This is a genomic window from Streptomyces niphimycinicus (genome assembly GCF_018883605.1).
GTDB classification, from domain to species: Bacteria; Actinomycetota; Actinomycetes; order Streptomycetales; family Streptomycetaceae; genus Streptomyces; species Streptomyces niphimycinicus.
This window is the reverse complement of sequence record NZ_JAHLEM010000053.1, coordinates 25,125-38,925: the sequence shown is the minus strand read 5'-3', so window position 1 is coordinate 38,925 and position 13,801 is coordinate 25,125. Positions and strand designations below refer to the sequence as shown.

12 protein-coding genes are annotated in these 13,801 nt (G+C 65.6%); 4 read left to right on the top strand and 8 right to left on the bottom strand.

The window, feature by feature from the left end; genetic code table 11:
- Nucleotides 1-34 precede the first annotated feature (34 nt).
- The 7 genes from KN815_RS06740 to KN815_RS06715 form a co-directional block, all read right to left on the bottom strand.
- Nucleotides 35-1,417, bottom strand: coding sequence for a replication initiator (locus tag KN815_RS06740; protein ID WP_216340825.1), 1,383 nt, complete (start codon nucleotides 1,415-1,417; stop codon nucleotides 35-37).
- A 363-nt stretch (nucleotides 1,418-1,780) separates the two neighbouring features.
- Nucleotides 1,781-1,966, bottom strand: a complete 186-nt coding sequence (locus tag KN815_RS06735; RefSeq protein WP_216340824.1) for a hypothetical protein — start codon at nucleotides 1,964-1,966, stop codon at nucleotides 1,781-1,783.
- Nucleotides 1,959-3,305, bottom strand: a complete 1,347-nt coding sequence (locus KN815_RS06730; protein ID WP_308403639.1) for an FtsK/SpoIIIE domain-containing protein — start codon at nucleotides 3,303-3,305, stop codon at nucleotides 1,959-1,961. The genes KN815_RS06735 and KN815_RS06730 overlap by 8 nt, the downstream gene beginning before the upstream one ends.
- Entirely contained in the window at nucleotides 3,305-3,523 is a 219-nt protein-coding gene (locus KN815_RS06725) for a hypothetical protein (protein WP_216340823.1), read from the bottom strand. The genes KN815_RS06730 and KN815_RS06725 overlap by 1 nt, the downstream gene beginning before the upstream one ends.
- The gene (locus tag KN815_RS06720) at nucleotides 3,499-3,729 is read right to left on the bottom strand and encodes a hypothetical protein (RefSeq protein WP_216340822.1); all 231 of its coding nucleotides are present in this window, start codon (nucleotides 3,727-3,729) and stop codon (nucleotides 3,499-3,501) included. The genes KN815_RS06725 and KN815_RS06720 overlap by 25 nt, the downstream gene beginning before the upstream one ends.
- Nucleotides 3,729-4,085, bottom strand: a complete 357-nt coding sequence (locus tag KN815_RS52535) for an SCO3933 family regulatory protein (RefSeq protein ID WP_443732322.1) — start codon at nucleotides 4,083-4,085, stop codon at nucleotides 3,729-3,731. Before KN815_RS52535 ends, KN815_RS06720 begins: the two co-directional genes overlap by 1 nt.
- 103 nt (nucleotides 4,086-4,188) lie before the next feature.
- Nucleotides 4,189-4,401: a hypothetical protein gene (locus KN815_RS06715; RefSeq protein WP_216340821.1), complete on the bottom strand. Its 213-nt coding sequence runs from the start codon at nucleotides 4,399-4,401 to the stop codon at nucleotides 4,189-4,191.
- Between the two features lie 159 nt (nucleotides 4,402-4,560).
- Here KN815_RS06715 and KN815_RS06710 point away from each other — a divergent pair, with 159 nt between their 5' ends.
- The 4 genes from KN815_RS06710 (at nucleotide 4,561) to KN815_RS06695 (ending at nucleotide 12,338) form a co-directional block, all read left to right on the top strand.
- On the top strand, nucleotides 4,561-5,337 hold the full coding sequence (locus KN815_RS06710; protein ID WP_216340820.1) for a GntR family transcriptional regulator: 777 nt from the start codon (nucleotides 4,561-4,563) through the stop codon (nucleotides 5,335-5,337).
- Between the two features lie 1,626 nt (nucleotides 5,338-6,963).
- Nucleotides 6,964-8,133: a helix-turn-helix domain-containing protein gene (locus KN815_RS06705; RefSeq protein ID WP_216340819.1), complete on the top strand. Its 1,170-nt coding sequence runs from the start codon at nucleotides 6,964-6,966 to the stop codon at nucleotides 8,131-8,133.
- A 2,073-nt stretch (nucleotides 8,134-10,206) separates the two neighbouring features.
- Entirely contained in the window at nucleotides 10,207-11,127 is a 921-nt protein-coding gene (locus tag KN815_RS06700; protein ID WP_216340818.1) for a helix-turn-helix transcriptional regulator, read from the top strand.
- A 161-nt stretch (nucleotides 11,128-11,288) separates the two neighbouring features.
- Nucleotides 11,289-12,338: an NAD(P)-dependent alcohol dehydrogenase gene (locus KN815_RS06695; RefSeq protein WP_216340817.1), complete on the top strand. Its 1,050-nt coding sequence runs from the start codon at nucleotides 11,289-11,291 to the stop codon at nucleotides 12,336-12,338.
- A 58-nt stretch (nucleotides 12,339-12,396) separates the two neighbouring features.
- On the opposite strand, the gene KN815_RS06690 is transcribed toward KN815_RS06695, so the two are convergent.
- Nucleotides 12,397-13,764, bottom strand: a complete 1,368-nt coding sequence (locus tag KN815_RS06690; RefSeq protein ID WP_216340816.1) for an FAD-binding oxidoreductase — start codon at nucleotides 13,762-13,764, stop codon at nucleotides 12,397-12,399.
- Nucleotides 13,765-13,801: the final 37 nt, after the last annotated feature.

Here is a 13,801-nt window from a genome sequence, read left to right as displayed (position 1 = left end):
GGCAGGATCATTTCGATTGACCCTGCCGTGCCGCTCAGTCATAATCCCGCCCTCCCTCATCATTACTTAGCTCGGAGCGGCCTACGTCGCGGTTACGGGAAAGGTCTTGTGAAACCCCCGCTGCTATCTCTGCCTCAGCGGGTGTATGTCCCGACCGCACGTATCTCCACGCGGACTCAACTTCTGTAGGCACATCAGCCGAGACTGCCCCGCCAGCCGCTTTCGTCTTTCGGTATTCAGCACGGACGGCGCGCAGTTGCTCATAGGTGGTGGAGTAGCGTCGACTCTTGGTGAGTACATGGCCCCGGTAGCCGAGTGCATGAGCCCACAGACGCAGCCGCAGCGGGGCCAGCTCCACTACGCCGCCCAGACGCCAGCAGGTACCCATGAGAGCGCGCGCATGGGGGCTGACCCGCAGCCGATCGATCTCACCGGCGGATGTGATACGCCGGTCAATGCCTCCCACTTCCCCCACGCTCTTGGACACGTACTTCGCGATGTACGCGGCAACGGCCTCATCGGTCATCGGCACATCGCCAATCTCCGAGTTCACACTGTGGATCGCGTGTACGTCGATCTCAGCGCCCCAACGGATGACGTGCTCCCCCAGGCCCGGGGCGTATGGCGTACGGGTCTCTGCTGCCTCTACAGCGCTTCGGACGACCGTCTCAACAACCTCCGTCGTGGCCTCAGAGGGCGGAGCATCCTTGGGCCCGGAGGGGCCATCAACGCGCATCACGGCATGCAGGTGGATAGCTCCGCGTTTCTGGTACTCGGCCACCTTGGCGAACGAGACGCGGAGATGGGAATTGAGTGTTCTCTGTGTAATTCCCATAGCCGCCGCAAGGTGACGCCTGATCAGAATCGTTGTCCTATTCCAGAGTGCCCCTGCCTTTGCGTGCCAGAGCACATGTGCCGCGTAGTCGTAACACCGACTACATATGGGCTGTCCCACTCTTGGGTCAGCTTCAGAATGAACCTGATTGCAGCCGATCGGCCTTCCATGCGGGCATTCCCCGCCATCACGGCGAGGGCGACACTTACGGTCCATTGAGTCTGTGGCTCTGTGTACGGCACCGAATCCAGGCGCCGTCAGGGTGACGAACAGCCGAGGATGCCCAGTAACTGTCGAGGGGACTTCCTTGCCGCCCAGGAGCCCGGCCCGTACCAAATGGAATGTGTCGCCAGCGTGGATGCGCGAGCATGGCGCACAGCGTGTCTCACGCCTATTGCCGCACCGCAGGGCCAACACGCCGCCCGGTTCATCAGTGGTGGTGTAGACGCGCATTACGGCACCCGTGACAGCATTGCGGGTTATGGTCCGCCCAGCCAGGTAAATAGGATCGGCGCAGCCACCGATGTTGTGGATTTGGTCGAGCCACCGGCGGAAACCAGGAGTGCCGACCAGTCGGATCATGTCGCGTTCAGTCTCTGAGAGCGTGCGAAGGCGCTCCGCGATTTCGAGTGCGGAGCGCCGCGCACGAGGAGTGTCCCAAGGGGACGTCATGCGGCGGTGCCCTTTCTTGGTAGTCCGCCGCCATGGCGGAGAGGCGATCGATGGCCAGGTACACGGGCACTGCTCCTCTAGGGTTTGAGCTGGGGATTGTCACGCTGGGTTCGCGCCGGCCGTCACGTTCAGCTATCAGAGGTCAGCGCCCAGGCGGACGACGCCGACAGCAACGGCACCGCCGGAGACGGCCGCCCCGAGTGCGCTGCCGTAGCCGACCGCAGGCACGGCACCTCACATACAGGTGAGGCATCTTGCTCCCTCCCTGGATCCTTACTTCTGGTAGACCGCCCATTGCAGGAAATCCGTGATGGTAAGCCCCGGGGTGGTGCTTGCCATGGTGAATCCCCAGAGGAAGAAAAGGGCGCCTACCCACCAGGTGACTTCCCGGGACCGGAGGATCAGAATGCAGAGCAACCCGACAGCGATTGCAATGGGCATTGCCTGTGCTTCAGTCATTTCCGCCTCCCTCCTTATTCACTGTGTCCATGGCGCGTACCAGCGCAGGCAGATCCGGTGTCCGGTCGGCATACCGCGCCGCGATTTCCCGAGCATCAGCAGTAGTGGTCAGTCGAGACCGCACACGGGCCCAGGTGCCGCCGACCGTCGTAATGGCCACCCCTTGCTCTTCCTCAGTGATCACCTGAGCCGCCACAACCGCGTCCTCTGCCAGATCACCAAGGGCCATTTCTGCCGTCTGCTGATCGTGCACTCGGTGGCAGATACGGCCGCCGAGCTGAGCCCGCAGAGCAGTCACCCCGGCCCCCAGCTCAGAGCCCATCCGCTGAGCGGCGACCACCAGGTGCAGCCCCAGAGCCGCCCCAAGCTGCCCCAGCCGGAGCAGGGCCGTTGAGCACTCGGCCGCCTCTTGCCGACTGACCCGCGAACCGTCGACCAGGTACAGCTCGGCCAGCTCATCGACCAGGAGCACGACCGGCACCGGCCGCACGTGCTCAGGCAACTCCCAGATGGACCGGGCGCCAGCCCTACGGCAGACGGCCATGCGCTCTTGCGCCTCATCGAGGAGCGCCACCAGGAGCGCCAGCGCTTCCGTCCGGCTACAGGCCAGCGCGGACAGCCGCCGTTCGACCAGTGACAGCTCCATGCCGCCTTTGCAGTCGATTCCGACGAGCGCTACCGGCTGCGGTGCAAGCTCGGCCACCAGGGACGCGAGCAGGGTGGATTTCCCGGATTGGGTCGCGCCGACCACCAGCCAGTGCGGCACCTGCCGCATGTCGAGAGTCCAGCCCATGCCGAGCTCTGTACGGCCCACCTGTGCAGCAAGTACCCGCCCCGGGTAGCGCTTCGGCTCAGTGCCCGCATCGGTCAGGGGGTCTCGCCAGGTGGCAGTGATCGTCACTTCACCACGCCGAAACGAGACCACGCGGACGGCATGCATCCGCCAGGCGTGCGCCATGGCTGGTGCCGCTTCGATGTACGGAATCGGTGTCTGACCCGGATGGAGTTGCACCCGCACCACCAGGCCGTCTCGCGTAGGACGAGGCAGCCCCAGACGGGGCGGGATCATCCGCACAGCCCGACCCGTCACGATCAGATCGCGACCGACCAGAGCACGCGGCGGCTGGCGCTGCACCGCCAAGTCCGCGTTGCGGGTGAACCGGCGCCAGGTGAACCGCATCCTGATCAACGCAGCCGGGAAGCCGCCGAGGTACCACCGCCACGGCAGCGCCCCAAAGCGACGCAGTCCCCGAGGCATCGACGGCAGCCGATGTTCCCAGCGCGCCTGTGTCACGAAGGCCAACAGGAGAAGCAGCCAGACCGTAAGCTCCCACGGCATCAGTGATCACCTCCGCGATCACTACCGCCGCCTTCCTGGCGGAGCGTCAGGAGCATGGTTCGGGCATCGTCGGCGGTCTGCTGAGCAGTGCGCGCCGTGAGCGCCATGATCTCGGCGACCAGCGGGCCGCCCTCCATGGCGGTCAGCAGGTCATCGCAGCCGCTCAGCAGGCGGAGATTCCGCATCAGGCGCTTCACGACGACGTCGGCTTGTTCCACCACTTGTACCCCCCACTTCCAGAGCGCGTGATCATGGTTTGAGCGAGATTCGCGACCGCCAGCGCGACCCGCGCCAGCCGCTCACGATCACCCGCGTCCATCTGGTCGAAGTCGGCAGCGTTCATCTGGTTGGCCAGCTCCCACACGTACCGACGCAGGTCTGTCCAGTCCACGACGGCCAGCCGAAGCTCGGACGGATCAGGCATCAGCCGTCACCGCCAGACGACTTCGCCCGGCCCGCGACCGGCGCCGCTTTCTCCCCGCTCTCCGCAGGGGTGATGGCCACGGCGCGGTAGCTAGTGCCGCGCCGACCGTCGATCTCCCAAGCCACCGCGACGAGATCCTGAATCCGGACGCGCATACCTTCCGCGACGGCCGGAGCCTCACCCGGCACGACAACCTCAATGACATCCGCCCGCCGGGACTCCGGCTGACGGACCGAGACACCGACCACGTACAGCCGACGCCCCTCCCGGTCCGTGCGGACCTCTCCTGTCTCCCGATTCACCCGAGGCTCAGGCGGAACGACGCACATAAGCGCGCCCAGACGCCGCACGTCCACAGGAATGGTTTGCAACAGAGTTCACCTCTCTCATAGATCTCATGAGCACACCGGCATGGAGCTGACGAGAGGGCCGGGCTTTGTTCACCGGCCCCGCCACGCGTCAGCGACCGCGCTTCGAAAGCACCACGTCAAGGCAGCCGCCCGGCAGATCCACCACCGCATCGAAGTCGGCGAGGGTCACACCATGTCGCTCAGCGGCATTGAGCATGTCCACGAGGAGGCCGGTCGCGACTGCACGCTGAGCGGCAGTTACGGGGTCACCACAGCGATGCACAGCCGCCACACGGTCAGCAGGCGTGAGGTTTTCGAACATGACCATCCTCCATCAGCTCGTCTGGTTATTACTCGTACCAATAAGTGCGCATGAGGCATCTTGACCGAACAAGGCAAGCACTTATTCTGATGAGTGCACGTCCCCACCCCCATGACCGAGCCGAAGCCCAGCCGGGCCAGACCCCGAGGAGCACGCACCATGCCGGGACGCAGCCACAGCACCGCCCAGCCGTTGCACAGCGAGCCGCGCTACCGCCAGCTTGCACGGATCTTGGCCGACTCCATCGCAGAGGGCGAGGAGGGCGAGTATCCGCCGGGGAGCCAGTTGCCTTCTGAGACAGAGCTGTTGGAGCGGTACCAGGTGTCCCGCAACACTGTGCGACAGGCAGTCGCCGAGCTGCGCAGGATGGGGCTCGCAGTCAGCCAGCAGGGCAAGGGTACGTACGTCCGCCAAGAGCCCGAGCACACCCACGCGATCAAGCGGACGCTGATCCGCCGAGGCAAGAGGCTGGAGCTCGGCCACCCGTTCACCAAGGCCGAGACCGTGACTGTCACGCGCGGCCACGCACGCGGCACCATCGCCCGACTCATCGGCCGAGGCCCCATCCACACCCTCACAGCCGAGCGCCTGATCATCGACGAGGACACCGGAGTCAGGGCCGCCGCCCTCACCACGGTCCCGTTCGACATCGCCGACGAGGTACCCGCCCTAGCGGAATGTCCCGACGCCCACCCCGAAGAGCTATACGCCATGCTCGCCGACGCCGGACACACGCTCTCCTTCTGGGAAACCGTGACGGCCCGCAGCGCGCGCCCGGACGAGCAAGCCGCCCTCGCGGCTGACACGATCCTGATCACGCACCGCGTGACCGAAGACCAGGAGGGCCGCGCGTTGCTCGTAGAGGAGCTGCGCATGAGCGCGGAGTCCGCCAGCCTCAGCTACCGCATCACCCCAACAACGCCCAAGCGCGGCTAGCGCGTCTAGATCTTCTTTACTTACTCAAGGGCGCGCCTAGCGGCGCGCCGGGCGGTGGGGCCGCCTCGGACGGCTGCGGCCTGGCGGCCGGTCCGTCCGGACGGCCCCGCCGCCCGGCACCACCACAGACGCTCCATGGACAGCCAGAAGCCCCCACGCATCGCGCGGGGGCTTTCTTCGTGCGGTCACAGGAAAGGCAGACCCCCTCCCGCGGCTTCCACGAGGCACAGCGCCAACTGCCCTGCTCACGGCGCCGGTCAGCCGTTCCGCCCAGCAGCCCTCACCAGGTTCCGCGCCGCACGCCAGTCACTCAGCAGGTGCACGAGTCCGCATGGTCGCGGGCAGCGAACTTGCTGGGAGCGAAGCCAGGGTTCATCTTGCGGCGACCGCACCCCGTGCACGTCACCCACTCACGGCCCCGCCTGTCCTTCTCGACCCGCACCGCGCCACGCCCGCGAGTCCGTAACGGCCGCTCAGGCTTGCGTCTTTCACCGAAGAACCTCATAACGACCTCCCTATGTCGTTCGGTCTCTGGCCATGCTCCAAGCCATCTGCCCCCGCAGCAAGGGGCACTCCGCAGCCATCCATCAGGGCTGAGCCGTCGTGGCTGGGGCCGACGGCCTACGCGGCTTTTAGGCAGCCACCACGGGGCGAGCCTCTAAGAACAGGGGGCCAATCGGTCGCAAACGCGGGCAGGATCACAGACCCGCCCGATTCGCCGGGCCAGCGTAAGGCCCCCTGTTCTCTCGCCCCGTGGCAGCTCCCGCCCAAAAGCCGCTACGGCCGGCGGCGGTGCTCACCTGCACCGATCCAGCACCGTGCGCTCAATCACCGACCAGCCGACCACCCAGGCCGCGCCCCCGCGCCGCGCCTGAGTACATCAGCCACCCGCCGCACTGCCTCAGGACTGGCCCGACCCGCGAACCGAACCACGGGCCGCCCCACGCCATCGGTGCTCGGTGTCAGCACCACATCACCTCTGCTCACGCATCCACCGTCCACGGCAGCCAGCGCGGCAGTAAGCGCATCCGTAGCGTCCCGAGCCTCACGCCACGCCGCCACGTACCTAGCGTCAGGCACCCATACAGCCTCTTCCGGCTGCTCTGCCTCTCTCGGCCGCTGATGCTCATCCCACTCAGGGTCATGATCCACCACCGGAGTGGTCACCTCCCCACCCATAGGCCATCCAGCCCCCGCACACACGATCCAATATGACCGGCGTCACTCGTGTCACGTCCGACACTCGGATCTCACTACCATCTGCCGCGACACGCGTACGGTCTGTGCGCGTTGAGCCCGAAAGGGCGCGTTTCTGCAAGGACACCGCTACCGCACCCCCGGGTGCCCGCACAGCCCCATCAGTGCCACCAGCACGAGAAACCACATCACCAACGCTGGCCGCCAATAGAACATGATCACTACCTCTCTACTCGAAGGGAGCCGACCACTCGTCTGGTCGTCACTCGTCCCAATGAGTTGCCAGCATGCGACCACCGCTCAGGCATGGTCAACCATGTATCGGGAAGGGCGAGCACCCATCACCCGAATTACTGATCTTCATCGGATTCAAGGCCACGCCCCTCTTGACGTATCGCTTCTCAGTGGCTAGGCCCTTACTCTGGCCATATGAGCAATGTGGGCGAGACGTTGAAAGCCGTGAGGAAGCAACGGGGCTTGACGCAGGGTGAGTTGGCCAAGGCGTCTGGCGTATCAATCTCGATCATCCGGAAGCTGGAGCAAGGCGATCGGGCCACTGCCCGAATGGAGACGCTCCGCATGCTCGCCGCCGCTCTTCGAGTAACCACCACGCAGCTCATGAACGGCCCCAAAGTTGAAGGGCCGGTAGTCGGCACAGAAGAGCGATGGGAAGCCGTCAGGAAGGCGCTCGCACTTCCCCCACTCCCCCGGGAACTAGACGACGAGCCGCCCACTATAGCCGGAGTCAAGAGGGCGCTTGATGACTCCGTACCTCTCTTCGCGAAAGATAAATTCGCCGAGCTTTCCACGGTGCTACCCGGAATGCTTCGAGACGCCGATGCCCTCGGGACCGAGGGACGTAGCATCCGCGCAAGGCTCTTGCAGCTATCCGGATGGCTCATGGTGGCAACGCGTCAGTTTGACGCCGCCAACGTAGCCCTTCAGCGGGCAATGGACAGCGCAGCCGATCCCATGGATGGTGCAGCAACGGCGAACATTCAATGCTGGTTGCTACTCCGTCAAGGAAAATTGGAAAGCGCGCTAAATCTTGCTGTGGAGTGGGCCGACGAAATCGAGCCACGGCCAAGCCGCGCGACGCCAGCGGAACTGAGCACCTGGGGTTGGATGCTCCTTCGCCTCTCGGCCGCAGCCGTGCGAAATGAAGAAGCGGATACAGCCGAGCGCGCAATGCGACTGGCTCAGGGAGCCGCAGTCATGCTCGGCCGCGAACACACGCCAGAGAATGACTTTCTCATGACCTTTGGCCCCACCACGGTCAAACTCAAGACGGCCGAGAACGCCAGCGTCACGAATCGGCCGGACGTTGTACTCCGCCTCGCTCAAAAGATCCCTGTATCGACACTCAGGGCGACGAGCAACAACAGGAATCGCCATCTGTTGGACGTGGCCGATGCGTACGCGAAGACAGGCGAATACGCAGAAGCGTTCGACAAGCTGTCAGAGATTCGGGCCTCTTCCCCGGAATGGATCCCCAACCAGACGTACGCCCGTACGGTGATGCGCCGGATCATTGAGGGACGCCGGACACTAACGAGCGAGATGCGCGACATGGCGACAGCCATACACCTTGACCTCTAAACGATCACTTGTGGCACTTCGAACTGACGGATAGTCAAACTGCCACAGACATCTCCGTAGTCGCTCCCTAACGTTTCGTCACTCAGGAACGAGACGCGAGGGGGTGAGCAACAGTGACGAGCGAGCACACCAGGTCAGCTCCAGTCCCTCTGCCTCCTCCCGTTCCGGAACCGGCCCCCGTAGAAGGCTGCGATGTCTGTGGGGCGTTGGCCAGAGAACGGGAAGACGCGAGGGCTTTAGGCAACGACCAGAAGGTCACTTCCCTCAGTAGGGAAATCGCGGCACACCGCAAGGGAGGTGCACCGTGAAACTCGTAGACCGTGAAACGGCCAGCGGAGTGATCGTGGTATTGGTGGGATTCATACTCGTCGCGGGTGTCATTACCCTCGCCATGACCGGGCGACTGTGAGGGAGGAAAATGCCCCTCCCTGGGAAAATCGACAAGCGGACAGAAGTAGACCAAGCATGGCGCGCATACCTAGACCACGCCGTCTCATGCGCGGAACGCGAAAGTCAGGATGAATGCCCGGAGTGCAAGAGTCGGGATGACACGTACGGTCGCGCCCTTCACGGCTATCGGTTTGTCGATATCGGCCAGGATTCGCAATCAGAGCACTCCGATCAGGGAGATCACCCGGAGGTACCCCCTTCCCTCGAAATGCCGGAAATTTGGGTGCCGGTAAAACTTCAGGGAAGCGATAAAAACGTGCACAAGATGCGCGATGGGAAAACAAAATGCGGGAAGATCGGGAAGATCCGCCAGTGGGCGCGCACCGTTAACTGCCCCGATTGCCTCGCCGATTAGCGCCCGCTCCTGCCGGACGCATCGAATTCGGGGCTCCCCTTAACCTTGGCATTCGTTTTCCCGGCAGGAGCGGGTACCACCGAAAGGCTAATTTCCAGTGTCTCAGTGGGCGGATCTACTCAAACCACAGAGTGGAATAGTAGATCCCAGTTCATGCGACCTATGTGCCTCGCTGCGAGCAGACCTCATAGAAGCGCACCAACTTCGCGACACTCGCCAGATTTTCATGATGCTTAAGCTCATGGACTTGCACGCGAGTTTCGGTCACCCCGACGACACCCGACTAGAGGAAAGGGAGACGGAAGAAAGTGGCCAGCAACAAGAGATTCACCGTCAAGGCTGCCAAGACCGAGGCAGGCCGAGCCCCAGGGCGCAAGGCGCAACAAGTCACTCAGCAAAGTCACCTTGGCGATCGATATTTAAGGCAGTCGCACGTCTGCGACGAGGACTGTGACGACCCCTGCATGATCAAGTCGCCCTCATGATGGGGCTCAGTTCCTGGTTCGGCATTCTGGCGCTACTGATCACCGCGACGTTCGCCCCCAGTCGACGGCCCCAAGGGCGCCATGCGGCCACAGGGCGGCCCGGGGCCACCAAACGCATGACAACCCCGTCCAGGTCCGCGCCGCCGCCTCCCAGGCTTGATGACACGCTCCGACTGCCACGCCTAGCCGACAGTGGCGAGCCGCTTGTGCAAACAGGGCCACTGGTGCGCCCCTACGTGATCATGCACGAGCACGCACAGGAGATGGCAGGCGACCGAGGCATGGCGCGATGAGCCATTGATCACCGGGCACCGGCCACACGAGCCCGACAGCAACGAAGGGGGCGTCCCACGAGGGCGCCCCTTCACATATGAGCAGGTCAGAGCGGTCTCAGAAAATAGCCGGTTAGGCGTATGAAGGATCCGGATAAAAGCCAGGAATGGAGCTGCCGTCCGCGGATCCTGAGGTAGGGGCGCTCATGATCTCCGATGTCCCATATCTGCTCGGCCGTGCTGTACTGCGCTGCGCCTTTACGGTGCCTCGCGGTGAGGGGGGCGTAAGCAGTTTGCCGTACAGGAGCCGCTGTGCAACCCGGAACGCGCGCTGTCATGGTCTATCAGACCGGCCCGCCGACTGCCCCCACAGCTCCTCGCCACCACTCTCCCGTGCGAGCGCCACGGAGCCTTACGAGCGGCGACGGCCCGCCTGGCACCACCCGGCCTAGGTTCAACAGACCTACTTTGACACGCTCGGATGGCCTTTCCGTTGCCAATACTGGAACCCATGGACCGCAATACCGAGCTCAGTGAGTTCCTGCGGACCCGCAGGGCTCGCCTGAGCCCTGGGGACGCGGGCGTGAGCGTGATCAACGACAGCCCCCGTCGAGTGCCGGGGCTGCGCCGCGAGGAGCTGGCGCAGCTCGCCGGGGTGAGCACGGACTACTACACGCGGCTGGAGCAGGGCCGGCACCTCAATGTGTCGGAGACCGTGCTGGACGCCGTGGCCCGTGCGCTGCGGCTCGACGACACCGAGCGCGCGTATCTCTTCGAGCTGACCCGGCCGCGCCCCCGGCGCACGGTGCGCCGCCGGCCGCCCCGCCCCCAGCGGGTGCGGCCCGGGGTGCACGCACTGCTGCGGACGCTGGACGGGATCTCACCGGCCTTCGTCCTCGGGCGCAGGGGCGATGTCCTGGCCTCCAACCAGTTGGCCCGGGCACTGATCATCGACTTCGAGGCGCTCCCGTACCACGAGCGCAATATGGCCCGTTTCATGTTCCTCGACGAGGCGGCCCGTTCCCTGTGGACGGACTGGGAGACGGTCGCGTCGGAGGTGGTGGCCTCCCTCCGGCTGGAGGCCGGGCGCCATCCCGAGGACCCCCGGCTGACCGAGCTGGTGGGCGAGCTCACCATCAAGAGCGCGGAGTTCCGCAAGTGGTGGGCGGACCACAACGTGCGGGAGAAGACCCATGGCGTCAAGCGCTACCACCATCCGGTGGTCGGGGACATGACGCTCGCCTACGAGAACGTGACCGTTCCCGGCGATCCCGACCAGGCGCTGTGTATCTACACGGTCGAGCCCGGCTCTCCCTCCGAGGAGGCCCTGCGGCTGCTGGCGAGCTGGACCGCGCCTCCTTCCGCCCGTTCCTCCGCGCCCTCGTCCGATGCGCGTCCTTCGGGGGGACCGTCCTCCGACGTCTCCCCCTGATCCCACCGACCCCCCTTTCGCACCAACCTTCCTTTCACACCAACCCCCTTTTCACACCAATCCCCCTTTCACGCCATTCGCACCATTCGCCTGGGCACCCCCATGCCTGCCACCCCCCACATTCATCGCATTCCCCCCATTTCCCCTAGGGAGACAGCTCTATGACCACCAGCGTCACCGCCTACGCAGCCCCCGCTCCGAAGGCCCCGCTGGAAAAGACCACCGTCGAGCGCCGCGCACTGCGCGAGCACGACATCCTCATCGAGATCGCCTACGCCGGTATCTGCCACTCCGACATCCACCAGGCCCGCGAGGAATGGGGCGCCGCCCAGTTCCCGATGGTGCCCGGCCATGAGATCGCCGGTGTGGTCGCCGAGGTCGGCCCCGGTGTGACCAAGTACGCCGTGGGCGACCGGGTCGGCGTGGGCTGCTTCGTCGACTCCTGCCGTGAGTGCGCCAACTGCCTCGCGGGCGAGGAGCAGTTCTGCCTCAAGGGCGAGGTGCAGACGTACAACGGCACGGAGTACGACGGCGCCCCCACCTACGGCGGCTACAGCACCCACATCGTGGTGGACGAGAACTACGCCCTGCGCATCCCCGAGGGGATCTCGCTGGACATCGCCGCCCCGCTGCTGTGCGCCGGGATCACCCTCTACTCCCCGCTCGCCCACTGGAACGCCGGTCCCGGCAAGAAGGTCGCCATCGTGGGCCTCGGCGGCCTCGGCCACATGGGCGTGAAGATCGCCCATGCGATGGGCGCCGAGGTGACCGTGCTGAGCCAGACGCTCCGTAAGAAGGACGACGGGCTGCGGCTGGGCGCCGACCACTTCTACGCCACCGGTGACGACTCCACCTTCACCGAGCTGGCCGGCACCTTCGACCTGATCGTCAACACGACCTCGGCGAACCTGCCGCTGGACGGCTACCTGTCGCTGCTGAAGGTCGACGGCACACTGGTGCACGTGGGCGCGCCGGAGAACCCCAGCGCCTTCAGCCAGTTCTCGCTGATCATGGGCCGCAAGTCGATGGCCGGGTCGAAGATCGGCAGCATCCGGGAGACGCAGGAGATGCTGGACTTCTGCGCCGAGCACGGGCTCGGTGCGGAGATCGAGGTGATCAACGGCGACCAGATCAACGAGGCGTACGAGCGCGTCGTGAGCAGCGATGTGCGGTACCGCTTCGTGATCGACATCGCCTCGCTGAAGGCGTAGTCAGGCACTGAAGTTCTGAAGCCGAGGCCGTCCGGACCACCCCCGGGTCCGGGCGGCCTCAGAACAGTTTGCCGGGGTTGAGCAGGCCCAGCGGATCGAAGACCTGCTTGATCCCTTGCTGCAACTCCACCCCCACCGGCCCCAGTTCACGCGCCAGCCAGTCCCGCTTGAGGACGCCGACGCCGTGTTCCCCGGTGATGGTGCCGCCCAGCTCCAGGCCCAGCGCCATGATCTCGTCGAACGACTCCTGGGCCCGCCGCGACTCGTCGGGGTCGGCCGGGTCGAAGCACACCGTCGGATGGGTGTTGCCGTCCCCGGCGTGGGCCACGACGCCGATCGTGAGGCCGTGCCTCTCGGCGATGGCGGCCGTACCGTCGATCATCTCGGCGAGCCGGGAGCGGGGCACACAGACGTCGTCGATCATGGTGACGCCCTTGACCGCCTCCAGCGCCGGAAGCGTCATCCGGCGGGCCTGGAGCAGCATGTCCGACTCGGCGGCGTCCTCGGCCGGGACCACCTCCGTCGCACCGGCCGCCGTGCACAGCTCGGCGACGGCGGCGAGATCGGGGGCCGGGTCCGGGGTGTCGAACGCCGCCATCAGCAGGGCCTCGGTGGATTCCGGGAGACCCATGTTCCCCATCGCGTTGACCGCGCGGACGCTCGTGCGGTCCATCAGCTCCAGCAGCGAGGGGGCGTGGCCGCGCTCCATGATCCGGCAGATTGCGTCGCAGGCGGACGCGGTGGAGGGGAACTCGGCGGCCAGGACGAGCTGCTCCAGCGGGGCGGGCTTGAGGGCGAGGACCGCGCCGACGACGATGCCGAGGCTGCCCTCGGAGCCGACGAACAGCCGGGTCAGGTCATAGCCCGCGACGCCCTTGGCGGTGCGGCGGCCGGTCTTCAGCAGCCGCCCGTCGGCCAGCACGACATCGAGCCCGAGGACGTATTCGGCGGTGACGCCGTACTTCACACAGCACAGCCCGCCGGACGCGGTGCCGATGTTGCCGCCGATCGTGCACTGCTCCCAGCTCGAGGGGTCCGGCGGATAGTAGAGGCCCTTTTCCATGACCGCGCGGGACAGGGTCGCGTTGATCACGCCCGGTTCGACGACCGCGATCCGGTCGACCGGGTTGATCTCCAGGATCCGGTCCATCTTGACCAGGGACAGCACGATGCAGCCCTCGGACGCGTTGGCCGCGCCCGACAGGCCGGTGCGCGCCCCCTGGGGCACGACCGGGACACGCAGCGCGGTGGCGGTGCGGCAGACGTGCTGCACCTGCTCGACGGTGCGCGGGAGGACGACGACGGCGGGCGCGCCCGCCTCGCAGAAGCTCGCCATGTCGTGTGCGTACGCCCCGGTCACATCCGGGTCGGTCAGCACGGCCTCCTCGGGGAGGCCCTCCCGCAGCAGCTCGATGAGGTCCGTCATATGTCCAGCCTCGCACCCGGGAAGCGTGCGGGGAAGA